20 protein-coding genes, 1 tRNA gene and 1 pseudogene are annotated in these 24390 nt (G+C 64.6%); 12 read left to right on the top strand and 10 right to left on the bottom strand.

The window, feature by feature from the left end:
- A pseudogene (locus ACTJK0_RS02810) lies at positions 1–1229 on the bottom strand (pyruvate dehydrogenase (acetyl-transferring), homodimeric type); the annotation flags it as partial.
- Between the two features lie 124 nt (positions 1230–1353).
- Here ACTJK0_RS02810 and ACTJK0_RS02815 point away from each other — a divergent pair.
- Positions 1354–2115 (top strand): SDR family oxidoreductase, encoded by a 762-nt coding sequence (locus ACTJK0_RS02815; protein ID WP_440744150.1) that lies wholly within the window; start codon positions 1354–1356, stop codon positions 2113–2115.
- Positions 2116–2153: 38 nt separating this feature from the next.
- Here ACTJK0_RS02815 and ACTJK0_RS02820 read toward each other — a convergent pair whose 3' ends face one another.
- The 3 genes from ACTJK0_RS02820 to ACTJK0_RS02830 are packed head-to-tail and all read right to left on the bottom strand — an operon-like array spanning position 2154 to position 5197.
- On the bottom strand, positions 2154–2531 hold the full coding sequence (locus ACTJK0_RS02820; RefSeq protein WP_440744151.1) for a sterol carrier family protein: 378 nt from the start codon (positions 2529–2531) through the stop codon (positions 2154–2156).
- A gap of 31 nt (positions 2532–2562) precedes the next feature.
- Entirely contained in the window at positions 2563–3579 is a 1017-nt protein-coding gene (locus tag ACTJK0_RS02825) for an asparaginase (protein ID WP_440744152.1), read from the bottom strand.
- Between the two features lie 31 nt (positions 3580–3610).
- Positions 3611–5197: a molybdopterin-dependent oxidoreductase gene (locus ACTJK0_RS02830; RefSeq protein ID WP_440744153.1), complete on the bottom strand. Its 1587-nt coding sequence runs from the start codon at positions 5195–5197 to the stop codon at positions 3611–3613.
- Between the two features lie 99 nt (positions 5198–5296).
- Here ACTJK0_RS02830 and purD point away from each other — a divergent pair, with 99 nt between their 5' ends.
- Positions 5297–6613 carry a phosphoribosylamine--glycine ligase gene (gene purD, locus ACTJK0_RS02835; RefSeq protein ID WP_440744317.1) on the top strand — a complete coding sequence of 439 codons (1317 nt, stop codon included), beginning with the start codon at positions 5297–5299 and terminating at the stop codon, positions 6611–6613.
- Position 6614: 1 nt separating this feature from the next.
- Positions 6615–7553, top strand: a complete 939-nt coding sequence (locus ACTJK0_RS02840; protein ID WP_440744154.1) for a phosphoribosylaminoimidazolesuccinocarboxamide synthase — start codon at positions 6615–6617, stop codon at positions 7551–7553.
- A 49-nt stretch (positions 7554–7602) separates the two neighbouring features.
- Here ACTJK0_RS02840 and ACTJK0_RS02845 read toward each other — a convergent pair whose 3' ends face one another.
- Entirely contained in the window at positions 7603–8868 is a 1266-nt protein-coding gene (locus tag ACTJK0_RS02845) for a helix-turn-helix domain-containing protein (protein WP_110541729.1), read from the bottom strand.
- Positions 8869–8999: 131 nt separating this feature from the next.
- On the opposite strand from ACTJK0_RS02845, the gene ACTJK0_RS02850 reads away from it, so the two are divergent.
- Positions 9000–9227, top strand: a complete 228-nt coding sequence (locus ACTJK0_RS02850) for a hypothetical protein (RefSeq protein ID WP_440744155.1) — start codon at positions 9000–9002, stop codon at positions 9225–9227.
- 141 nt (positions 9228–9368) lie between these two features.
- On the opposite strand, the gene ACTJK0_RS02855 is transcribed toward ACTJK0_RS02850, so the two are convergent.
- The 5 genes from ACTJK0_RS02855 to ACTJK0_RS02875 form a co-directional block, all read right to left on the bottom strand.
- Positions 9369–9445, bottom strand: a tRNA-Pro gene (locus tag ACTJK0_RS02855).
- 82 nt (positions 9446–9527) lie between these two features.
- Positions 9528–11357 (bottom strand): ABC transporter ATP-binding protein, encoded by a 1830-nt coding sequence (locus tag ACTJK0_RS02860; protein ID WP_440744156.1) that lies wholly within the window; start codon positions 11355–11357, stop codon positions 9528–9530.
- Positions 11354–13162, bottom strand: a complete 1809-nt coding sequence (locus tag ACTJK0_RS02865) for an ABC transporter ATP-binding protein (RefSeq protein WP_110541726.1) — start codon at positions 13160–13162, stop codon at positions 11354–11356. Before ACTJK0_RS02865 ends, ACTJK0_RS02860 begins: the two co-directional genes overlap by 4 nt.
- A 136-nt stretch (positions 13163–13298) precedes the next feature.
- A complete protein-coding gene (locus ACTJK0_RS02870) occupies positions 13299–14243 on the bottom strand; it encodes a metallophosphoesterase (protein WP_110541725.1) in 945 nt (314 codons plus the stop codon).
- Positions 14244–14249: 6 nt separating this feature from the next.
- Positions 14250–16586 carry a transglycosylase domain-containing protein gene (locus ACTJK0_RS02875; protein WP_110541724.1) on the bottom strand — a complete coding sequence of 779 codons (2337 nt, stop codon included), beginning with the start codon at positions 16584–16586 and terminating at the stop codon, positions 14250–14252.
- Between the two features lie 37 nt (positions 16587–16623).
- Here ACTJK0_RS02875 and ACTJK0_RS02880 point away from each other — a divergent pair, with 37 nt between their 5' ends.
- From ACTJK0_RS02880 to arfA, 8 genes are all read left to right on the top strand, one after another.
- Positions 16624–16779 (top strand): DUF4177 domain-containing protein, encoded by a 156-nt coding sequence (locus ACTJK0_RS02880; protein WP_009359196.1) that lies wholly within the window; start codon positions 16624–16626, stop codon positions 16777–16779.
- Positions 16779–17312, top strand: a complete 534-nt coding sequence (locus tag ACTJK0_RS02885; RefSeq protein WP_110541723.1) for a RidA family protein — start codon at positions 16779–16781, stop codon at positions 17310–17312. Before ACTJK0_RS02880 ends, ACTJK0_RS02885 begins: the two co-directional genes overlap by 1 nt.
- A 15-nt stretch (positions 17313–17327) precedes the next feature.
- Positions 17328–18239 carry an NUDIX hydrolase gene (locus tag ACTJK0_RS02890; protein WP_110541722.1) on the top strand — a complete coding sequence of 304 codons (912 nt, stop codon included), beginning with the start codon at positions 17328–17330 and terminating at the stop codon, positions 18237–18239.
- Positions 18240–18297: 58 nt separating this feature from the next.
- Entirely contained in the window at positions 18298–19299 is a 1002-nt protein-coding gene (locus ACTJK0_RS02895; protein WP_110541721.1) for a LacI family DNA-binding transcriptional regulator, read from the top strand.
- A 212-nt stretch (positions 19300–19511) separates the two neighbouring features.
- The gene (locus tag ACTJK0_RS02900) at positions 19512–20846 is read left to right on the top strand and encodes an extracellular solute-binding protein (protein ID WP_440744157.1); all 1335 of its coding nucleotides are present in this window, start codon (positions 19512–19514) and stop codon (positions 20844–20846) included.
- Between the two features lie 26 nt (positions 20847–20872).
- Positions 20873–21853, top strand: a complete 981-nt coding sequence (locus ACTJK0_RS02905; protein ID WP_440744158.1) for a carbohydrate ABC transporter permease — start codon at positions 20873–20875, stop codon at positions 21851–21853.
- 2 nt (positions 21854–21855) lie between these two features.
- Positions 21856–22752, top strand: coding sequence for a carbohydrate ABC transporter permease (locus ACTJK0_RS02910; RefSeq protein ID WP_440744159.1), 897 nt, complete (start codon positions 21856–21858; stop codon positions 22750–22752).
- 54 nt (positions 22753–22806) lie between these two features.
- Positions 22807–24345, top strand: coding sequence for an arabinosylfuranosidase ArfA (gene arfA / locus ACTJK0_RS02915; protein WP_440744160.1), 1539 nt, complete (start codon positions 22807–22809; stop codon positions 24343–24345).
- Positions 24346–24390: the final 45 nt, after the last annotated feature.

Genomic DNA, 24390 nt, shown 5'->3' on the forward strand with positions numbered 1-24390 from the left:
AGGCCGTAGCCCTTGACGGTGTGGGCGAGGATGACGGTGGGTTTGCCCTTGAATTCGGTGGCTGCCTTGTAGGCGGCGTAGACCTTGCGGTAGTCGTGGCCGCCGCGCTTGAGGTTCCAGATCTGGTCGTCGGTGAGGTCCGCGACGAGGTCCTTGGTCTGCGGGGTCTTGCCGAAGAAGTGTTCACGGACGAACCCGCCGGACTCGGCCTTGTAGGTCTGGTAGTCCCCGTCCACGGTCTCGTTCATGATCTTCACCAGGGACCCGTCGGTGTCGCGGGCGAGCAGGTCATCCCACTCCCGGCCCCAGACGACCTTGATCACGTTCCAGCCCGCGCCGCGGAAGAACGCCTCGAGTTCCTGCATGATCTTGCCATTGCCGCGCACCGGCCCGTCCAGGCGCTGGAGGTTGCAGTTGATCACGAAGTTCAGGTTGTCCAGGTTCTCGTTCGCGGCCAGCTGCAGCAGGCCGCGGGACTCGGGCTCGTCCATTTCGCCGTCGCCCAGGAACGCCCAGACCTGCTGGTCCGAGGTGTCTTTCAGGCCCCGGTTGTGCAGGTAGCGGTTGTTCTGCGCCTGGTAGATCGCGTTCATCGGCCCGATGCCCATGGACACCGTGGGGAATTCCCAGAACTGCGGCATCAGCCGCGGATGCGGGTAGGAGGACAGGGCGTGGCCCTGCCGGGACTTCTCCTGCCGGAACCCGTCCAGGTCCTCCTCGGACAGCCGGCCTTCCATGAACGCCCGGGCGTACATGCCGGGGGAGGCGTGGCCCTGGAAGAAGACCTGGTCCCCGCCGCCGGGGTGGTCCTTGCCGCGGAAGAAATGGTTGAACCCGACCTCGTACAGCGTCGCGGCACCGGCGTAGGTGGAGATATGCCCGCCGACCCCGATATCGGGCCGCTGCGCCCGGTGCACCATGACCGCGGCGTTCCACCGCATGTACGCCCGGTACCGGCGCTCGTACTCCTCGTTGCCCGGGAATTCCGCTTCCTGGTCCACCGGGATCGTGTTCACGTAATCAGTGGTGGTCACCATCGGCACACCCACGCTCTGCGCGCCGGCACGCTGCAGCAGGCTCCGCATGATGTATTGGGCACGCTCGGTGCCCTGTTCCCTGATCAACGCATCCAGGGACTCAACCCACTCGGCAGTCTCTTCCGGATCACGATCAGGCAGCTGGTTAGTCAACCCGCTGAGGATATGGGAGGTATCTTCTCCTGCAGCCACGGGAGCCTCATTTCATCGTCGAATGGCTCATGTTTTCGTATTGTGAGAAAACATTTTTGCTATTCGAGATTACGAAGGTATGGACGTACGATGCAATTATGACTGGCCAAGCAAGGAGAACGCCGTGAGTACCTCTGATCAGATCCGAAGAGTCGCCGTTGTCACCGGGGCCGGGTCCGGCATCGGCCGGGAGGTGGCCCGGCAGATGCTGGCCGACGGCTACCGTGTGGCCCTTGCCGGCCGGCGCGAGGCGCAGCTGAAGGAAACGGCGGACGGCAGCACGGACGCCCTGGTGGTGCCCTGCGACGTCACCCGGCCCGACGACGTCGAGCGGCTTTTTGAGGCAGTCCGCCACCAGTGGGGGCGGGTGGACGTCCTGTTCAACAATGCCGGGGTGTTTGGTCCGGCGGCAGGCGTGGACGAAATCAGCCTGGCGGACTGGAACGCCACCGTGGCCGTCAACCTCACGGGGTCCATGCTGTGTGCAGCGGCCGCTGTCCGGGCCATGAAGGCGCAGCATCCCCAGGGCGGCCGGATCATCAACAACGGCTCAATCTCGGCCCATTCCCCCCGGCCGAGGACGGTGGCCTACACCGTCACCAAGCACGCGATGACCGGCCTGACCAAGAGCATCGAGCTGGATGGCCGAGCCTTTGGCATCACCTGCGGGCAGATTGATATCGGCAACACGGCTACGGAGATCATGGACACCATCGGAGTAGGGTCGGGGGCGCTGCAGGCGGACGGCACCCGCAAGGTGGAACCGATGTTCCCGGTGGCGGACGCGGCGCGCGCCGTGCTGATGATGGCCAACATGCCGCCGACGGCCAGTGTGGGATCAGTGGTGGTCACCGCGGCCGGGATGCCCTTCATCGGCCGCGGCTAGGCGCCCCGGGGGTGGCGGCGGCACGTTCCGGCGGCAAGCTAAAGCGGCAGCAGGGCCGACAGGTCCGCCCGTAGCCCGGATGCGGCCACCTTGCCGGCGCCGACGGCGTCCGCCCAGTCCATCTGGCCTGTGACCATCGCAAGCCAGGTGGCGGCGTCGCATTCAATGACGTTGGGCGGGGTGCCGCGCGTGTGCCGCGGCCCCTCGACGCACTGGGTTACGCCAAACGGCGGCACCCGGACCTCCACGGAGTTTCCGGGCGCGCGCGCCGTCAACTCCTCCAGTGAATACCTGACGGCCGTGGCCAGGATGGTCCGCGGCAACGCAGTGCCCGAAGGCGCCTGGCCGGCTTCCAACCAGGCCTTCAGCGCTGCCTTGCCTTCCTCGGCATCTATACGACGGCGGGCTACGGCCATTCTTTCAGTCTTCCTTTCGGCAGTGGTTGGGTCAGTCCAGGAGCGCGGAAACCGCCGGGCCGAGCCGGATCCTGCCGACCGGCCGGCCGCCGCCGAGGACGGGCTCCACCACGCGCTCGAGGACGCCGGCAACCCCGGGAATGTCCACGGCCCCTGCCGCGGCGAGGAGAGTCAGGGCCACCAGCGAGGTGGCGCGGACATTTCCGTCAAGGATCTTGACGACAACCGAAACGCCCTGTGGCGTGGCCATGGCCAGGACCCCCTCGGCGCCGATCTTGGCAATGATCTCCAGCTCGTCCATGACCAGGGTGTTGGCTTCACCGCGGCCCTGAACGGCCCACGGGTAGTCGAGCATCGAGGTGGCGATGGTGGCGGCCCTGGCGCTGAAGCTCTGGTCCCCGGGCGCCTTGGCCAGCTGGGAATAGGCGCGGGCCAGGCCTTTAAGGGAAACAGCCGCCACCGGGGCACCGCATCCGTCGATCCCAAGATGCGCGATCTTCTCGCCGGTATATTCCTCGACCACGGTGCGGACCTGCTGCTGCAGCGGATGGTTCGGCTCCAGGTAGCTGTGCGTATCCCACCCGTTCTCCATGCAGGCCCAAAGGAACGCGGCGTGCTTGCCGGAACAGTTGTAGGCCAGCCGTGACTTCCCCTTCTCCGAGCGCACCAGCCAGTTCCGCGCCGTTTCGTCCTGTGGCCAGGCTTCAGGGCACTGCAGCTGGTCCTCCCGGACCCCGGCGGCCTTGAGCATCCCGGACACGACGTCCATGTGGTCCAGGGAACCGGTGTGGCTTCCGCAGGCAACGGCAACCTGGGCGCCGCGCAGGGGAACCCCTGACTGCATGGACGCCAGGGCCTGGAACGGCTTCAGCGTGGACCGGGCATAGATGGGGGTGTTGATGTCACCCAGTTCGGTGACCACCGATCCGTCGGCGGACAGGAGGACGGCGGACCCCACATGCCGTGACTCCACGAAGCCACTGCGCTCGATCACGGCCAGTTCGACGGCGGAGTCCACGGTGAAGGTGGCATGCGGATTATGCGGCATGATGCCAGTCTATGGTCCGGAACAGTGACACTTACTGAACCGTGACCATCACCGACTGCCAGCCTGAGGCGCCGTCGGGGACCGGATCGGCGCGCTTGTCCGTCTGGACCTCGCCGGTCCCGTCGGTGGCCCGGACCTTGATGTAGTGCGGCCCGGGCGTGGCGTCCCATTCGTAGGACCACTGGCGCCAGGTGACTGTGGAGGCTTCGGTGGAAAGGGTGGCTTCGGCCCAGTCGCCATTGTCGATCTGGATTTCCACCTTGGTGATACCTCGGGTCTGGGCCCATGCGGTACCGCCCACGGCCACTTTCCCTGCCGGCACCTTCGCGAAGGATTTGGGGACATCCACCCTGGCCATGGTCTTGATCGGGCCGCGCTCCGACCAGCCGCGGTTGGTCCAGTAAGCCTTGTTGTCCGCGAAGCGGGTCACTTCCAGGTCCACCACCCATTTGGTGGCCGAGACGAACCCGTACAGCCCGGGAACCACCATCCGGACCGGATAACCGTGCTCGAGCGGGAGCGGCTCGCCATTCATGCCGATGGCCATCATGGCGTCCCGGTCGTCCTGGAGGACCTCCAGCGGAGTGGAGGCACTGAAGCCGTCGATGGAGGTGGAGAGCACCATGTCCGCCCCATCCCTGGGTTTGGCCCGGGCCAGGATCTCGCGGATGGGAAGGCCCAGCCACTTGGCATTGCCCGCAAGGTTGCCGCCGACGGGGTTGGAGACACAGGTGAGGGTGACGTGCGATTCGATAAGGCCGCCGTTCAACAGGTCCTGGAACGTGAGCCGAACTTCCTGCTCCACCAGCCCGTGGACACGCAATTCCCAGTCATCGACGTTGATCTCCGGAACGCTCAGGGCGGTGTCGATCCGGTAGAACTCATTATTGGGCGTAAGCCACGGGGTGACGCCGGGCACGGGTGCCTGGACTCCGGCCGGCACCGGGGCTGCGGCCTTGGCAGGTGACGGCAGGCGCAGTGCCTCCCGTGCCTTGGCCACATTGCTTCGTGCGGCGCCCAGCAGCCGGCCGCCGGTGGCCGCCACCCCGGCGGCCACTGCAGTGATTCCCGCAGCAGCGAAGAAGCGGCGGCGGCTGGTGCCGTCGCTGCCCACCAGATCGTCGCCGTCGGCCGCTGTGTCCGCGGGAGCTTCCGGCCATGCCTTCAACCCCCACAACGGCACCATGAGGCGGCGCAGGACCACCAGGCCGGCGATGGTTCCCACGATCGAAGGGATGGCGTCGGCAGGTCCTACTCCGGCACGGGTCACGACGCAGGCCACGATCACCGCGCCCATGAACAGCACCCCCAGGACGCCGAGGGCCCATTTCCGGTAGGCCACGATGCCCAGCACGCAGGCGAGAACCGCGATGGTCAGGCCCATGCCCACAAACAGGGCAGCCTTGTCATTGGTGCCGAAGGTGGCAATGGCAAAGTCCTTCAGCGAGGGCGGTGTGAAGTCAATAAAGGTGGACCCCAAAGCGAATAGGGGAGTCGCCCTGGTGGTGAAGAATGCCCCAATCAGCTCCGCAACGGCGAGCACGACGGCGGCCGCCACCACGCCTGCCAATGCGGCCATGGGAGCGGGGCCTGCAAACCTGTTCCGAAGCTTCGTCATGTATAGGGTTCGGAGCCGCGGGCCGCAGGGATTGACCAGGCGGCCGGGGAAGGACACAGCTTAGGAGCGGGAAGGGTGCACAAAGTACCCTTGGACACTGTGAAGGTACTCGTCATTGGCCCCGGAGGCCGCGAACACGCCATTGTCCGCTCCCTGCTTGCCGACCCCAACGTGTCCGAGGTCCACGCGGCGCCGGGCAATGCCGGCATCAGCAAGCTGGTCCCCACCTACAACATCAACGGCAACGATCCCGAAGCGGTAGCGGATCTGGCCACCCGGCTCGCCGTGGACCTCGTGGTGGTGGGCCCCGAAGCTCCGCTGGCCGCAGGCGTCTCGGATGCCGTGCGTGCTGCCGGGATTCCCGTGTTTGGGCCCAGCAAGGCCGCTGCGCAGCTTGAAGCGTCAAAGGCGTTCGCCAAGGAGGTCATGGCAGAAGCCGGCGTCCCCACCGCAATGGCTATGGTCGCCGCCAACGCCGAGGAAGCGGCTTCCGCACTGGACACCTTTGGAGCGCCCTACGTCGTCAAGGATGACGGGCTCGCGGCGGGCAAGGGAGTGGTGGTCACCAGGGACCGCGACGAAGCCCTGGCACACGCCCAGTCCTGCTTCGACGCCGGCGGCTCCGTGGTCATCGAAGAGTTCCTTGACGGTCCGGAAGTTTCGCTGTTCGTCCTCTGCGACGGGCAGAACACCGTGGCACTCTCGCCCGCCCAGGATTTCAAGCGCATCTTCGACAATGACGAAGGTCCGAACACCGGCGGCATGGGCGCCTACACCCCGCTGGAATGGGCCCCCGAAGGCCTGGTCCAGGAAGTCCTCGACCGGGTGGCCCAGCCCACGGTCAACGAAATGGCCCGGCGCGGCACCCCGTTCGTCGGCGTCCTGTTCGTCGGCCTGGCCCTGACTTCGCGCGGCACCCGGGTCATCGAATTCAACGTCCGCTTCGGTGATCCCGAAACCCAGGCTGTCCTCGCCCGGCTCAAGACGCCCCTCGGTGCGCTCCTGCTGGCAGCTGCCAAGGGCGAACTGGACAAGGCGGAAGAGCTGCGGTGGGCCAAGGAAACTGCCCTCGCCGTCGTCATTGCTGCCGAAAACTACCCGGACAAGCCCCGGACGGGTGACCGGATCCGCGGTCTCAAGAAGGTCGAAGCCCTGGAAGGCGTGCACGTCATCCACGCCGGAACCGCGCTGGATGACGAAGGCAAGGTGGTGTCCGCCGGCGGCCGCGTCCTCGCCGTCGTCGCCCTGGGCAGTGACTTGGTGGAAGCGCGCGAAAGGGCATACGACGGCGTCGAACTGGTGCAGCTGGAAGGCTCCCAATTCCGCACGGACATTGGCCGTAAGGCCACCCGCGGGGAGATCAAAGTCCCCTATGGCGCCACCGGTTCCCTGCCCATCGTGAGAGCAAAGGCCTGACATGAGTGAAACAGCAGGAAACCGCGGCTTCGCTGCCACCACCCTGGACCTGCCGGGTTGGACGCACGTCTATTCCGGAAAGGTCCGCGACCTCTACGAGCCGGCCGACGCATCCATCCGGCAGCGCCTGGGCCAGGACTGCGTGCTGGTCGTGGCCAGCGACCGGATCAGCGCCTACGACCATGTGCTGTCCAGCGAAATCCCGGACAAGGGACGTATCCTCACCCAGCTGAGCCTCTGGTGGTTCGACCAGCTGGGCGTCGAACACCATGTGCTGGGGTCCACCGTGGAGGACGGCGTGCCCGCGGAGGTTGAGGGCCGGGCCATGATCTGCAAGAAGCTGGACATGTTCCCGGTGGAATGTATCGCCCGCGGCTACCTCACCGGTTCCGGACTGCAGGAATACAAGGCCTCCGGCACCGTCTGCAACATCCCCCTGCCCGAGGGCCTGGTGGACGGGTCACGGCTGGAGCACGCCCTCTTCACGCCGTCGGCCAAAGCCCTGGTGGGTGAGCATGATGAAAACATTACCTATGACGCCGTTGTTGCGCTGGTGGGTGACGACATCGCCGCCCGCCTCAGCGAGCTGACGTTGAAGATCTACACGACGGCGGAAAAGATCGCCCGGGAGCGCGGCATCATCCTGGCGGACACCAAAGTCGAGTTCGGCTACGACGCGGTCTCCGGCTCCATCACGCTGGGCGACGAGGTGCTGACCCCGGATTCCTCGCGCTTCTGGGACGCCGCAACCTACAAGCCCGGACAGGCCCAGCCGTCCTACGACAAGCAGTACGTCCGGGACTGGCTGACCTCGGCAGAGTCCGGCTGGGACAAGGCCTCAGACACTCCGCCACCGGCACTGCCCGCGGAGGTCGTGGAGCGCACCCGCAGCCGTTACGTCGAGGCCTACGAGAAGATCACGGGAAAAGCGTTTTCCTGACACACGGCTAAGCCAGGGGGACCCGCTGTTGCGCGTCCCCCTGGCTCTGTCAGCTGGCTTTCGCAGCAGCCTCAGCACGTTTTTGGGCCAGTTTGATTTCAAGAATCGCGTCCAGGGCCTGCTGGACCCGGTCCTGTGCCCCTGCCGCGGCGAACGCCTTCTGCGCTTCCTCGAGGTGGCCCAGGGCTTCGTCGTTGTCGCCCGCCGCTTTCAGGGACTTACCCAGGAGCAGTGAAACCTCCCCGGCCGTGTGCTTTGCAAGGTGCTCCCGTTCAGCGTGGATTTCGCGGAGCTTCTCGACGGCGGCCACGATGTCCCCGGTCAGGTACAGCCAGCGGGCCCGAATGAACGCGACCTCCAGCTGGTCCGACTTGTTTCCACCGACAATGGACAGCGCCAGTTCAGCGCGCTCGATTGACGACAGGGTTTCCGGCTCGACAATCCCGGAGGAAAGACGCACCGCCGCGGAGGCCTTGTTGAACCGGGCCCAGAGTTCGATGTCGTTGGCGGGGGAGAGGAGCCGCGCGGCCCGTTCGTGGTGTTTGACGCCCTCGGTATAGTCGTGGCGCATGAACGCGACGTTTCCCACCACCCAGGCCACTTCGCCGGCGAGCTGGGTCATGGAGAGCTCGTCCACGTGGTCAATCATTGCCTGGCAGTATTTCCAGGCTTCGTCCAGCCGGCCGCTTTCGGCGAGTGCACCGATCAGTGCCCGGTAGGCGCCGATGATCAGGGTGGAGCCCTTCGGCAGTTGCGAGCACAGTTTCACTGCCTCGCTGGCATGTTCCACAGCGGCACTGAGCTGCCCTTGTCCCTGGCAGACCCCTGCCAGCATCTGCCGGGCGCGGACCGCCAGGCCCGCGGATTCCGTGGCCATGGGGTGCTCCAGCAGGTGTTCCATGATCCGCTGGCATTCCTGCCAGTTCCCCTGTTTGATGAGGCATTCCGCCTGCATATACATCATGTTCCACCAGGCGCTGGTGTTGCGGCCCTCAAGGGCGATTTTCGCTGCGGTTGCAGCGTGGCTTGCGGCCAGTTCGTAATCCCTAAGGTCCCATGCCTGACGTGCATAAAGCCCGGCGAGCACGTATTCCGCGTCGCTGACGGAGATGGGTTGGCTCCAGGCCTCCAGGGCCTTCGGCGCCAGCTCCAACCTGCGGGCCAGTTCCTCGATCACTTCCGCCGTCGGTTCACGCCGGCCGGTTTCGAGCAGGGAAATGTAGCTTGGTGAATACAGGTCCTTGCCCAGTTCGGCCTGCGTCAGTCCACGCTCAAGGCGTTCCGCTCGGAGCTTTTCTCCGAATCCATTGCCCACGGCGCTTCCTCCTTCCGGACAGCTGGGCCGCCAAATGCTTGACAGCCCCTGTGGAAAATATTTTACAATGTGTGTCAACAAGGACAGTGCTGGCTTTGTAACGAATCCGACTCGTATTGAGGAACCTTTCTATGTTGAAGAAGATCGCAACTGCGGCCGTCATGGCCGGCGCGCTGGCCTTTTCCGCTGCGGCTCCTGCCGTGCTGTCTGCCGGTTCCCTCGCGGACCACAGCGGTACCTCGGTAGCCGTGGGCAACTGGCCGGACCCGATGTCCAAGCCGGTCAAGGGCAAGAAGAGCGCCGACACGACGGACACCACGTACACCACCTACGTGGGCAACTGGCCGGACCCGATGTAAACAGCTTCCTCATCAACAGGAGGCGATGAAACAGCCCCGGAGCAACAGCTCCGGGGCTGTTTCTGTTAAGTGACAGGCGGCTGCTGTGACCGTACTGAGACCAAAAAAGAGGGCCTCCGTATGGAGACCCTCTTTCACTGTTGGTCGGGATGACAGGATTTGAACCTGCGACCTCTTCGTCCCGAACGAAGCGCGCTACCAAGCTGCGCTACATCCCGATCCGCTGCAAAAGCAACTTTACAAGGATAGCCGATTCCCGCCCCCGATGCGAAATCCTGGCCAGCGGCGCCCTGCGCGGGCTCAGACCAGGGAATCCTTCCACGCCCCGTGCAGGTCGGCGAAGCGTCCGCCGCCGCCGATCAGCTCCTCCGGCGTGCCGTCCTCCACGATCCGTCCGTCATGGACCACCAGGACACGGTCCGCGGTTTCAACCGTGGACAACCGGTGCGCGATGATCAGGGCCGTCCTGCGGGCAGCCTCCGTCCCGGCGAGCAGCCGTGCCAGGCCGGCCTGCACCAGGCGTTCGGACGGGATGTCGAGGGATGAGGTGGCCTCGTCCAGGATCAGCACTGCCGGCCGGGCCAGGAACGCGCGGGCAAAGCTGATCAGCTGCCGCTGGCCGGAGGAGACGCGCCCGCCACGCTTGTTGACGTCGGTGTCATATCCCTCGGGCAACTCAAGGATGAACTCGTGTGCGCCCACCGATTTCGCCGCCTCTTCAATTTCGGCGCGGGATGCTTCCGGCCGCCCCAGGGCGATGTTGTCCGCCACCGAGCCACTGAACAGGAAAGCCTCCTGGGTGACCATCACAATGTTCCGGCGGAGATCGGTGGTGGCCAGGTCGCGAAGGTCCACGCCGTCCAGGGTGAGTGAGCCGGAGGTGACATCGTAGAACCGGGCGATCAGCTTGGCCAGGGTGGACTTTCCTGCTCCCGTCTGGCCCACGAGGGCCACAGTCTGCCCTGCAGGGATATGCAGGTCCAGGAGGGGAACCACGAGTGGTCCATCGTCGCCGTAGCGGAATTCGACGGCGTTGAAGTCGATGCGGCCCGTGGCGTTGGGAAGGGGTACCGCAGTCTTCGGCGGCCGGACCGTCGGCACCTCCTGGAGAAGGCCCGAGACTTTCTCCAGGGCTGCCTGGGCACTCTGGAATGAGTTGTAGAACATGGCCATCTGGTCGACGGGCTGGAAGAACCGCTTTGTGGAGAGGATGAGGGCCAGGAGCACGCCCACGGCCAGGCCGCCGCCCAGTACCCGGAATCCACCCACCAGCAGCACCACGGCCACGCAGACGTTGCCGATCAGGACCAGTCCGGGCTGGAAGATGCCGTTGAGGTTGATGGAGCGGACGGTGACCAGCCGGTAGTCCTCTGCGAGCTGTCCGTAGCGCTCCGAGTTCTCTTTCTCCTTGCGGAAGGCCTTGACGGCGCGGATGCCGGTCATGGTTTCCACGAAGTGGACGATCAACCGGGCGGAGACCACGCGGGACTCGCGGAAGGCGATCTGTGAATGCTTCTGGTACCAGCGGGACAGGAAGAACATGGGCACGCCGGCGGCCAGCACCAGCAGGCCGCTCCGCCAGTCCAGGGCAAAGATGGTGGCGGCCGTGAAGGCCATGAACAAGATTCCGGACGCGAGGGAGCTGACGCCCGAATCGAGCAGTTCGCGCAGCGCCTCCAGGTCCGACGTCTGCCGGGCGATGATCCGGCCGGAAGTGTACTTCTCGTGGAATTCCAGGCTCAACCGCTGCGTGTGGCGGAAAACGCGGACCCGCAGGTCCAGGAGCATGGCCTGGCTGAGCCGTGCCGTGGAGGTGACGTACAGGGCGGTGAGTCCCGCCGTCGCAATGGCTGCCAGGAGGTAGGCGACGCCGGTGAACACCAGCGGGGCGTTGTCCCCGGACCGGAGGGCCGGGAGGGCGTGGTCGATGCCAAAGGCAATCAGCGCCGGCCCCGCCACCCGGGCAGCCTGGGAGAGGACCACCATGGCGATGGTCAGCCAGAACCGTAACCGCACCGGACGGATCAGCGACCCCAGCAAGGCGATCGACCGGCGCCGTACTGCCCTGCTGTCGCTCTTGCTGAGGTGCGCGTTGTCTTCGTTGGCGGTGCCGAATGTTGCGGTGCTCATCGGGTCACTTCCTCTGCCTGGTCCTCGAGGGCAGACAATTCGGAGTCCAGGTCCCGCGGCTCCCGGTCCAGGCTGGCTATGACGTACCGGTAGTGGTGGTTCGAGGCCAACAGTTCGGTGTGTGTCCCCACGGCGGTGATGCGGCCGTCCTCCAGCAGCGCCACCCGGTCGGCGAGGGCCACGGTGGAGGGGCGGTGCGCCACGATCAGGGTGGTCGTGTCCTTCAGCACCTCACGGAGCCGGACCTCCACCAGTTCCTCGGTGTGGACATCGAGGGCGGACAAGGGATCGTCCAGGACAAGGACGCGGGGCCGGGCAGCGATGGCACGGGCCAGGGCTATGCGCTGGCGCTGGCCGCCGGACAGGCTCAGGCCCTCCTCGCCGATCAGCGTGTCAACGCCCTCCGGGAGGGAATACGCAAAGTGCGCCTGAGCCACATCCAGGGCTTCATCCAATACTTCGTCGCTCCGGCTGGGCGCTCCGAGGAGGACATTGTCCCGCACCGAGTTGGAAAAGAGCGTGGTGTCCTCGAAAGCCACCCCGACGATCCGGCGGAGTTCGTCAACGTCGAAGTCCCGGATGTCCACACCGTCGATGGTGATGGCGCCGCCGGTCACGTCGTACAGCCGCGGCACCAGCTGGATCAGGGCGCTCTTGCCGCTGCCGGTGATGCCCACCAGGGCCATGGTTTCGCCGGGGCGGACGTCCAGGTTTATGTCCTTGAGGATGGGCCTGTCCGGTGCGTCCTCGAAAGCGAACGTTGCATCACTGAACCGGAGCGCCCCGGCCAGTTCGTCCGGTCGGCGGGGCTGGGCAGGGCTGGTGATGGAGTTCGGGGTGTCCATCACTTCGTAGTGGCGGTCGACGGCGGACTTGGCCGTGAGCGCCATGGCCAGCAGCATGCCGGAGAACTCAACGGGGGAGGCGATGACGGCGGCCGTGGCAAAGAATGCCACCAGCGCCCCGATGCTCAGCTGGCCGCTGGCGCAGAGCATGACGCCGACCACCAGCCCGGCGCCCAGGGCGAGTTCGGGGAGAAGCGTGACCACCAGGGTAAACGTTGCCTGGTGCCGCGCCTTCGCGATCTCCGTCTGGCGCAGTTCCTCCGCCTGTTCATTGAAGTTCTCCAGGGCTTCCCGGCTGCGGCCGAAGGCCTTGAGGACACGGATGCCGTGGACGGATTCCTCCACGGTGGTGGCAAGGTCGCCGGCCTGGTCCTGGCTGCGCCGCGCTACTTTGCTGAACCGGGTGCGGAACCGGAAGCTGTTGATAGTAATGGGGACGGCCGCAGCCAGGAAGATCAGGGCCAGCTGCCAGCTCATGGAAAACATGGCCACGATGCCAATAATCACGGTGAGGGTGGTGACCACCAGCATGATGGCGCCGAAGGCCATCCAGCGGCGCAGGAAGTTCAGGTCCGTCATGGCGCGCGACAGCAACTGGCCCGAACCCCACCGGTCGTGGAACGAAACGGTCAGGTCCTGCAGGTGGTCGTAGAGGGACACCCGCATCCGGGTTTCCACCGACGTGGCCGGGTTGATGACGAACTGCCGGCGCAGGGCCACGAGTCCAGCTTCCGCGACGCCCAGCACCAGGATGACGCCCGCGGACGTCCACACCGCTTCCGGTGCTCCGCCGGGCTGAAGCGCGGTGTTGACCAGGATCCGGAGCACCTGCGGGATGGTCAGCGCCACGATGCTGGCCAGGAGCGCGCAGAGAAGCCCGAGCAAAAGGCGGGGCATGATCGGCCGGACATGGGGGTAGAGACGGCTGATGGATCGAAAGAATGGAGTCTGCTTGGCCATGCCCGCTTCTCAAGCTCTAAAACGAATGTAGTTTCCTGTAGCAACTACCCTATGCCAAGGGCGTGAGACGATTCACAGCTATCGTGACACCCCGGCGACTGCTTGCCCAGTTATTGCGGACCGTAATGCTTCCGGTTCAGCTGGGGGAAGTGAGGGTCAGCAGCACAGCCTCCGGCTTGCAGGCGATCCTGACTGGTGCGAAGCGCGAGGTGCCGATGCCGCCGGAGACGTTCACCGGCGTCGTGCTTCCGTTGCTGGACCAGTCGTGGAGGCCCTTTGCCCGCCAGGTGGGGATGTCGCAGTTGGCCACCACGGCACCATACCCCGGGATGCACAGCTGCCCGCCGTGCGTGTGGCCTGCCAGCAGGAGGTCGGCGCCGCTTTCCGTGAAGTGGTCCAGCACCCGTTGGTAGGGCGCATGGATGACCGCGACCTTGAGGTGGTCCTTGGCATCCTGGCTTACCGTTCCGCGGGGCCAGCCCGCGTACCGTTCCCGCTTCAGGTGGGGATCGTCCACCCCCGAGAAATCGAAGCGCATGCCGTTGAGAACCAGCGACTGGTGGCGGTTGGTCAGGTCCACCCATCCGCTCATGCCGAAGCCCGACCGCAGCCGCGGCCAGTCGAGGGCAACCGGCTTTGGCTTCACCTTGGATGGTCCCAGCAGATAAGACGCCGGGTTCTTGGGACTGGGCGCGAAGTAGTCGTTGGAGCCCGGGACAAAGACGCCAGGAAACTGCAGCAGTGGTTTCAATGCGTCCAGGAGCGGGTCCACTGCTTTGACATGGCTGAGGTTGTCTCCAGTATTGACCACCAGGTCCGGCCGAAGGTCGGCCAGTGACCCCAGCCAGTCAGCCTTCTTCCGCTGTCCCGGCACGAAATGGATGTCGCTCAAGTGCAGGATCCGGAACGGGGCGCGGCCGGGCGGCAGGAGGGCCAGGGTCTCTTCGCGGAGGACGAACTGGTTCTTTTCCCACAGGCCATACCCGAAAGCGGCCATTCCGGCCGCGGCTCCGGCGCCCGCGGTAACGGCAAAGCCGCGCCCGATCGATCGGGCGCGGCCTGCCAGGCTATCAATGCTCATGCGCGGTCAGCCGTTGCCCTTTCCATTCCCGTTCCCGTTGCCATTGCTGGTGGGGGCGGGAGCGGGAGCCGGGGCTTGGGTGACCTGCGGGGCCGGAGCGGGGGCCTGGGTGACCTGCGGGGCCGGAGCGGGGGCCTGCGGAGCGGTGGTGGCCGGAGTGGTGGTCCGCGTGGTTCCGTTGACCATGTTGCTCGGCGGTTCCGGGAACGGATTGGTACCGTAGCCCGGGGCGATCTTCAACATGTAGTTGGAGAACATGGGCCCGGCGATCATGTAGCCGTCAATGCCCTGGTAAAACTTGCCGTTGATCGTGACGTTTTGCCCTGCGCGGCCCTGGTTGCCGAGTGGATCACCGAACCAGGCAGCGGTTGCCAGCCCCGTGGTGTGGCCAACAACCCAGGTGGAACCATTGAGGTTCGACGTACCGGTCTTGGCGCCGATGGGGAAGCTGGTCTTCGTGGAGATGCGCGGCTGGATCAGCGAACCTGAACCGCGGTTCAACACTTCCTGCAGCGCGTAGTTCACACCGCGGGCAACTTCCGGCTTGATGGCGTCACGGCAGCTGCTGGACTGGGCCGGGAGCTGTTTGCCGGTGGCATCGACTACCGAGGTGATGGCAATGGGCTCGCAGTACTTGCCGTCATTCGCGAACGTGGCAAAGGCACTCGCCATGGTCAGCGGCGACGTCTGGGTGGAACCCAGCAGGTTGCCCAGTGTCGACATGTCGATCTTCGGGTGAGGGTCATCTCCGGAGGGCAGGCCACTGTGCATTCCCGTTGCATCCACGATTTTCTGGATTCCACACAGATCCAGCTGGGCGGCGGACGCAAACGTCACAGTATTGATGGAGTTGTAGAGGCCTTCGAGGACTGTCAGCGGTCGGTACCACTGCGGCTCAGCATTTTGCAGGTCATCTGCGGCGCCCAAACCAGCGTTCTTCTGGGCCGTGCTGTAACCGTCCACGACCTTGCCGCAGGTGTCCTTCCACGGGTAGCCGATGGGGTAGACCCGCTGGGCGGCGTTAACCACCGTGTTCATGGTTTTGCCTTCATTCAGCCACTCGGCGAAGGTGAACGGCTTCATGGTGGAACCGGGCTGGAAACCGCCGACGCCGTTGAGGTCGTTGCCGTCCTTGTCCAGCTTGTCCACGTTAAAGTTCAACTGCGAGTCGAACCCCTGGCCCGGCAGGAACGTCGTGTTCTGGGCCATCGAGATGATTTTGCCGGTGCCTGGCTGGACGGAAACCATCGAGGCGCCCCATTTGTCCGGGTTGGCCCCCGTGGCGGCATTTGCCTGCTCCTGGGCGGTGGCCTGGGCCTTGGGGTCCAGCGTGGTGGTGATGGTCAGGCCACCGCCGTAGATCAGCCGCTGCCGGTCCTTGACGTCCGCACCGTAGGCGGGGTTGTTCTCCAGCAGGTGGAGGATGTAATCGCAGAAGTACGGGGCGGTGGCCGCATAGGAGCAGCCCTGCTTGGGCTGGGTTACCTTCGGCTCCACCGGCGTCGCCACGGCGGCCTCGTACTCCTCGGGAGTGATCTTCTTCTGGTCCTTCATCAGCCCCAGCACCAGGTCGCGGCGCTGCTTTGACTTCTCCGGGTTGGTAATGGGGTCGAAGGCCGAGGGACTGTTCACCAGGCCGGCCAGGAGTGCTGCCTGCGGCAGGGTCAGATCCTTGGCGGTGGTGCTGAAGAAGTAGCGCGAAGCGGCTTCGATGCCGTACGCGTCACGGTTGAAGAACACGATGTTCAGGTAGCCCTCAAGGATCTGGTCCTTGCTGAAATCCTTCTCCAGGGCGATGGAGAGCTTCATCTCGCGGAGCTTGTCCCCAACGCCCTTGTTGACGCCGTTGAGCTTGATCTGGTCTTCCTCACCGGCGGCGGCGAGGTTCGCGTTGAGGACGTTATTGACGTACTGCTGCGTAATGGTTGATGCGCCCTGCTTGTTGCCGCGGGCGGTGGCGACCAGCGCACGCAGGATGCCGGTCGTGTCCACACCGCCATGCTCGTAGAAGCGGCTGTCTTCCACGGCGATGATGGCATTCTTCATGTTCGGGGAAATCTGGTCCAGCGGGACCTTGGTGCGGTTCTCCGTGTAGACGCTGGCGATCTCGCTGCCATCCGCGGCCAGGATACGGGTGGTCTGGCTCGGGGGATCGACCTTCAGCTCCGCCGGGAGGGAGTCGAAGAAGTCGATGGAACCGCTTGCCGCACTGCCGGAAACGGCCGCGGCGGGGACCAGCAGGCCGGCCACCAGGACACCGCAAATCGCGCTCACACCAAGGAAAAGAAGGATTTTACCCAGTGTGGTGGCAGTGTCGAATAAGGGGTTGTTGCGAGTCGCCATGTTTTCCACTTTACCGGCAACGGCTACGCTTTCTCTCATGACCAAATGGGAGTACGCGACGATTCCGCTCATCATTCACGCCACAAAGCAGATCCTGGACCAGTGGGGAGAGGACGGCTGGGAGCTCGTCCAGGTAGTCCCCGGACCGGACGGCAACGGCCTTGTCGCCTACCTCAAAAGGGAGAAGCAGTAATGAGCACACCAGCAGAAGCCCAGTCCAGCGCCGCAACGGCGCCCGTGTCCGCCGTCGAACAGCGCCTGGCGGAACTTGGAATCACGCTTCCGGAGGTCGCCGCCCCGGTGGCCTCCTACGTTCCCGCCGTGGTTTCCGGAAGCCATGTCTACACCTCCGGGCAGTTGCCGTTTATTAACGGCAAACTCGAAGCTACGGGCAAGGTGTCGGGGGGTACCGAAGGGTACGCCGACGAGCCCACCGTTTCCCCGGAGGACGCACAGAAATACGCCGCCGTCTGCGCTGTAAATGCCCTCGCCGCCGTCAAGAGCGTCATCGGCGACCTCGACCGGATCACCCGCATCGTCAAGGTCGTCGGATTCGTCGCTTCGGATCCCTCGTTCACGGGCCAGCCCGCCGTCGTCAATGGCGCTTCCGAACTTCTGGGCCGCGTTCTTGGTGACGCCGGGCAGCATGCCCGTTCCGCCGTCGGCGTTGCCGTACTTCCGCTCGACTCTCCCGTAGAGGTCGAGCTGATCGCCGAATTCAGCTAAGACCGGACAATTCCCTTGCCACACCTCGCACGACGCCTATTTGCACTTCCCCAGGATCTTGAAGGGGCAGCGCAAAGCTGGCTCGAACACGGCGAGCGGACCCCCCGTGCCGCCCGCTACGCCTCCTCGGTGGTCCTCCTCCGCGATTCGCCCACCGGCCTGGAGACGTGGCTGGGTTACCGGCCCGGCTCCTCGCCGCTGGGCGTGCTCGCGTTCCCGGGCGGTTCCCTCGACCCGGCCGACGACGACGCCATGGGTTGGCTGGGCCCGTCGCCGCAGTATTGGGCCGAGCAGATGGGGACTGACGACATAGGGTTGGCACGCCGCCACGTGGTGGGTGCGGTCCGGGAACTGTTCGAGGAAACGGGCATCCTGCTGGCCGGTCCCGACATGTCCAACACCGTCGAGGCCACCTCCACGCCCGAATGGATGCGGGCCCGCATTGCGGTGGCTGACCAGGAGAAGACGCTTGCCCAGGTGCTCGGCAAGCGTGGCCTGTCCTTGCGCACGGACCTGCTCAAATCCCTCGTCAACTGGCGCAGTCCCGACTTCGCGCACCGCCGGTTCGACACACGCTACTTTGCGGCCACCGTGCCGCTCGGCCAGGAACCGTCTTTGCTCGAAGGCAAGGGCGTCTGGGGCCGGTGGGTTAACGTTGCGCAGGTGATCCAGGACCGGAACACCAGCGCCCTCGGCGACGAGGCCGGCCAGGAGAACACCGTGGGCCGCCCACTGGGTGAACTGCTGGTTCCCGGCTCCGAAATCATGCTCGAGAAGATGGCGGCCGCCAACGGCTGCATCGCCTACCTGAGCTACAAGCGCAAGCCGCATGTGTACCAGCCCACGTTGGTCGAGGAAGACGGCAAGCTCATGCTCGAAGTCGAGGCCGCGAAAACCGTGGCGGGTGACCACCAGCGCGAACGCTGACGCGCCGGCGGCCAGAGTAATATCGGTCAAAAGCCACACCGGGAGCAAGGGGGCGCCTTTGCGGGCGACGGTCAAAGACGTAGCGCGCCTGGCAGGGGTTTCGCCGAAAACGGTCTCCAACGTCATGAACGGAATCATTCCGGTCAGTGGTCCCACCCGGCTCAGGGTTGAGCAGGCCATGGCGGAGCTGGATTACGTCCCAAATCTGTCTGCCCGGGGCCTGCGCAATGGCAGGTCCGGGGTCATTGCCCTGGCGTTGCCGGACCTGGCTACCCCCTACTCGGCGGAAATCGCCCATAACGTGGTTGAAGTGGCCCACGAACAGGGGTGGAGCGTACAGATCGAGGAGACAGGATCCGATCCCACCCGCGAATACGAGCTGATGTCGCGTGCCCGCTCCAACCTGATTGACGGGCTCATCCTCAACCCCGTGGTACTGGACGAAAGTGCCGTCAAAGTGGGAGTCTCCCTTCCGCCGGTGGTGCTGCTGGGGGAGGTCACGCAGAAGCTCGCCGACCGAGTGTGGGTGGACAGTGTTGCCGCTGCCCGTGACATGACACTGGCGCTGGGGAGGACGGGCAGGCGCCGCATCGCCGTCCTGGGTGCCGCGGAGGGCAGGGGTTCTGCCGCAGCCGTACTGCGGACCCGCGGGTACCGGGCCGCACTCGCGGAACTGGGCATTCCTTGGGATGACTCGTTGATCATCCCGTGTGAAAAATGGAGCCCGGATGCTGCGGCCAACGCGCTGTCCGCCTATCTCGACTCACGTCCGGCTCCCGACGCCCTCTTTTGTTTCACGGATTCGATGGCCATCGGTGCCCTCAGCGTCCTGTGGAAGCGCGGCCTGAGGGTCCCGGACGACATAGCGGTGGCTGGGTTCGACGACATTGCCGACGCGCAGTACGCCGTTCCGTCGTTGACGACCGTTTCGTTTGATAAGCGGCGGGTGGCCAGTGAAGCCCTGCGCCTCCTCACGGAACGGATGGGCGACCGCGGGGGACCCCAAAAGGTGGTCGCCGTGGACTACGCGATCGTCGAGCGGGAAAGTTCATCCTCCTAAGGCCTGGCTCCGTTCCCTTCACCGGCTTTGAAAATTGAGACAGGCAAATCACTTTGCGAGCGCTAACAAATATTCATTGCGCCGTCTATTACATCGATGTAATGTGAGGCGTGCGTCACACCCGACTTGCGGGAAAATGACTCGGGACCCCCGGCGGCAGCGGTTGTGGCAACGGAATGGCTTTTCAGCGGACCCATCCAAAGGAGTGACGGGTGAAGCAGTTTGATTTTTTCGAGGGCAGGCAACTGTCGAGGCGCGGGCTACTGTCCGGAACCGCAGCATTGGGAAGCGTGTTCGCCGCGGCTGCCTTGTCCGGCTGCGGCGGAAATGCCTCCGCAGCGGCCCCGCGGGATATCCAGTTCTGGCATCTCTTGTCCGGCGGCGACGGCATCAAGATGCAGGACATGATCGGCAAGGTGAACGATGCCAACCCCGGGTTCAGGGTGCACCCCACCGTCCTTGCATGGGGACCGCCGTACTACACCAAGCTGGCCATGACGTCGGCTGGCGGCCGGCCGCCGGAACTGGCCATCATGCATGCCAGCAGGGTGCCGGGATATGCTCCCGGGGGACTGATCGACCCGTGGGACCTGGGACTCTTGGCGGAGCATGGGGTGACAGCCGAAAGCTTCGCGCCGAGAATATGGGACAAGAGCCAGCACAGTGGACAAGTCTTCTCGCTCGCCTTGGATTCGCATCCGTTTGTCATGTTCTACAACCGTGACGTTGCGGACAAGGCAGGACTGCTTGCCGGCAATGGGCAACTGCAGGAGGCTGGGTCGCCCCAGGAGTTCCTCAGCATCGCCCGGGAAATGCAGAAGGTGACGCAGACGCACGGACTTTCCTTCGGATACCTGGGCAGTGGTTCACAGATGTGGCGCCTCTTCTACACCCTCTACCGGCAGCACGGCGCGGATATGGAGTTGACGCCAGGCAAGCCGATGGTCGCGGACAATGAAGCGGCAGTTGAGTCACTGGAGTTCATGGCATCGCTCTTCGACGACACCATTGCGGCCCAGAGCGGTGACATCAGTACCGGAATCGCCGAGTTCGCCCGCGGAGGGTCGGGCATGCTCTTTAGCGGGGTCTGGGAACTTCCTACCTTCAAGAAGGCAAACTTGCCCGTTGACGCCGCCACCATCCCCACCCTGTACGGGACACCGGCAGCCTACGCTGACTCGCATTCCTTCGTACTTCCCCGGCAGTTGAACGTTGACGATGCCAAGCGCCGCGACGTCTATAAATTCGTCAGCGACATCCTCAAAGGCTCGCTGTCCTGGGCCGAGGCAGGGCACATCCCCGCCTACCAGCCGGTTGTGCAGTCCCAGGCCTACCGCGACCTCACCCCGCAAATCCACTACGCGAATGCCGCGGACATCATTGCCTACGACCCCGAGGCCTGGTTCAGCGGGTCGGGATCCGACTGGCAGACCTACTTCGCCGATACGGTGCAGAACGTGCTCCTCGGCCGGGACAAGGCGGCTGACGGCTGGGATGCCTTCGTGCGGCGCACCAACACCCTTCTCTCCCGTCCCAACCCGGTGTGAACCGCCAAGCGACATAGGAGTCCCACATGAGTTCACTAGCAACATCCCGCAACAGCGAAGGACAGGCGGGGCCGCTGCCCGGTCTCTCCCGTCACAAACTGTCCCACCAGGCCACGCCCAACCCAATCCGGCAACGCAGCCGGGGGAGCAGGGACACCATCAACGGATGGGCTTTCGCTACGCCGTTCCTGGCGTTCTTCCTGGTCTTCCTCGTGTGGCCGCTGCTGTACGGGCTGTACATGAGCCTGACCGGCAAGTCACTCACCGGCGCCAACGACAGCATCATCGGCTTCGCGAATTACGCCGAGGCCCTCGCCGACGCCGACATGTGGCACTCCATGGGCAACACCCTGTACTTCACCGTCATCAGCACGGTACCCCTGGTCATCGTTGCGCTGGTCATGGCGGCCCTGGTCAACGCCGGGCTGCCGGCACAATGGCTGTGGCGGCTTTCCTATTTTGCCCCGTACCTGTTGGCCTCCACCGTCGTATCCCTGTTCTTCACCTGGATGTACAACCCCCAATTGGGCCTGATCAACGACTCGCTGGCCCGGATCGGCCTGCCGAAGGTGGCTTGGCTGAACGATCCCGGCGTCGCCATGTGGGCCATTGTCATCGCTACCCTCTGGTGGACGGTGGGCTTCAACTTCCTCCTGTATCTGGCTGCCATGCAGAACATCCCCGTCCAGCACTACGAGGCAGCATCACTGGACGGCGCCGGGGCCTGGCGGCAGTTCTTCTCGATCACCCTGCCGCAACTGGCTCCCACCACCGTCATGATCGTCCTCCTCCAGATCCTGGCCTCGCTCAAGATTTTCGACCAGGTCTACCAAATGACGGCAGGCGGTCCAGGGGGTTCCACCCGGCCCGTGGTGCAGTACATCTTTGAAACCGGCTTCACCGGCTATCGCCTGGGATACTCCGCGGCCATTTCCTACATCTTCTTTGGATTGATCGTGGCGGTTTCAGTCATCCAGTTCCTCATTACACGCCGCAGGAGCGCATAACCATGGCAACCCAAACCCTCACCCGCCCCGTTTCCTCCTCTTTGGACTCCGCCCCGCCCAGGAAGTCCGGCGCCAGGATGACCCCAGGCCGGGTAGCAGTCCTGGCAGCCGCCGCGCTCCTGGCCGTCCTGTGGCTGGTGCCCTTCGCCTGGGCCACCGCCACCGCTTTCAAGAGCGAGACGGACGCCGCAGCCCCGAAGATCAGCTGGATCCCGCCGTCGGGCTTCACTGCCGACGCGTTTATCAAGGTTTTCCAGGATGGCAACATCCCGCTCTGGACGTGGAACTCCCTGTACACCTCTGCCGCCATCACTGTCATTACGCTGGCCATTTCGGCGCTGGTGGCCTATGCGCTGTCCCGGATTGACTTCAGGGGCAAGAAGGTCCTGATGACGGTGATCATCGCGTCCATCATCATTCCGCCGCCCGTCCTCATCATTCCGCTGTTCTACCAAATGGTGGCACTGCAGATGATCGATACTTCCTGGGCCATCATCCTGCCGCAGGTCATCCACCCCGCCATGGTGTTCGTGCTCAAGAAGTTTTTCGACCAGATCCCGCGTGAGCTCGAGGAAGCGGCGGTCATGGACGGGGCCAGCCGCATGCGGATCTTCCTCCAGGTCATCCTTCCGCTGTCCCGCCCCATCCTCGCTGCCGTGGCGATCTTCGTGTTCATCGGCGCCTGGAACAACTTCCTCTGGCCCTTCATTGCCACCAATGACGGGTCCGTCCTGACCCTCCCCGTGGGACTTCAGACAATCAAGAGTGCCTACGGCATCCAGTACGCCCAGAACATGGCGTCCGCGCTGCTCGCGGCCCTGCCCCTGATCCTGCTCTTCCTGTTCTTCCAGCGCCAGATCATCAAGGGCGTGGCGACGACCGGACTCGCTGGAACCTGACACCCAACCTCCATTTCCACCACACGCCTTTTCAATTCCAAGGAGACACTGCATATGTCCCGCGCCAGGATTACCCTCGATCGCGACTTCACCATCGGCGACGTGCCCCGCCGGCTTTTTGGCTCGTTTGTGGAGCACATGGGCCGGTGCGTGTACACCGGCATCTACGAACCGGGCCATCCGGAGGCTGACGGCAACGGCTTCCGCCAGGACGTCCTCAAACTCGTCAAGGAACTCGGAGCCACAGTCATCCGCTATCCGGGCGGCAACTTCGTTTCCGGCTACGACTGGGAAGACGGGATCGGCCCGCGGCAGGACCGGCCCCGCCGGCTTGATGGCGCATGGCACACCGTAGAAACGAATGCCTTCGGCCTTCACGAGTTTGTGGACTGGTCCCGGCAGGCGGGGACCGAAATCATGGAAGCCATCAACCTCGGCACCAGGGGAGTGGACGCTGCCCGGGCGATCGTCGAGTACGCCAACCATCCCGGCGGAACCCGCCTTTCCGACCTGAGGGCCAAGAACGGACACAAGGATCCCTTCAACATCAAGCTCTGGTGCCTGGGCAATGAAATGGACGGCCCCTGGCAGATCGGGCACAAGACGGCCGAAGAGTACGGCCGGCTGGCGCAGGAGGCCGCCAAGGCGATGAGGTTCGTGGATCCCGACATCGAACTTGTAGCCTGCGGCAGCTCGAACTCCGGCATGCCCACCTTCGGCGCCTGGGAGCAAACAGTCCTGGCGCACACCTACGACGAAGTGGACTACGTTTCACTGCACGCCTACTACCAGGAGCACGACGGGGACGTTGGCAGTTTCCTTGCCAGCGCGGTTGACACGGACTACTTCATCGAATCCGTCATCGCCACGGCTGATGCGGTCCGGGCAAAGGGCAAGCACAGGAAGCACATCAACTTGTCCTTCGACGAGTGGAACGTCTGGTACCAGCGCGGCCTCGACACGGAGGACCAGCCGCACAACGTTTCCAAGGCCGGCTGGCGCGAACACCCCAGGGTCATTGAGGACAAGTACAACGTGACGGACGCCGTCGTCGTCGGCACCCTTCTCAATTCGCTGCTCCGCCACGGCGACCGGGTCAAGATCGCCAACCAGGCACAACTGGTCAACGTTATTGCCCCCATCTTCAGCGAGGAGAACGGCCCGGCGTGGCGCCAAACCATTTTCCACCCGTTCTCGCGGATGGCAGAACTGGCGAAGGGCCGGATCCTGCAGTTGTCGGTCGACTCGGACAAGTACGCCAACGCCCGCTTTGGTGACACCGACCTGGTGGACGTCAGCGCCACATGGAACGAGGAAACGGGCCGCGTTGCACTGTTCCTCGCCAACCGCGGCCTTGACGAGGCTGCGGACGTGGAGGTGGCCCTGCGGGGTTTCGACGCACAGCGGGTGCTCAGGGCGGAAGTGCTGGAAATCCCGGAAGGTGGCGACCGTTTCAGCATCAACGACCGGGAGAATCCGGGCCGCGTGGGCCTGAAGCCCCTGGAAGGGGCAAAAGCGAACGGCTCCGAGCTGCGGCTCAGCCTTCCCGCCTTGTCATGGGCCGTCGTCGAACTGGACGTACAGAAGAACTGACTCCCGCATCCGCGCAACAGAAAAGGCCGCCCCTCGGGGCGGCCT

Source organism: Paenarthrobacter sp. 22069, assembly GCF_052046035.1.
GTDB lineage: Bacteria > Actinomycetota > Actinomycetes > Actinomycetales > Micrococcaceae > Arthrobacter.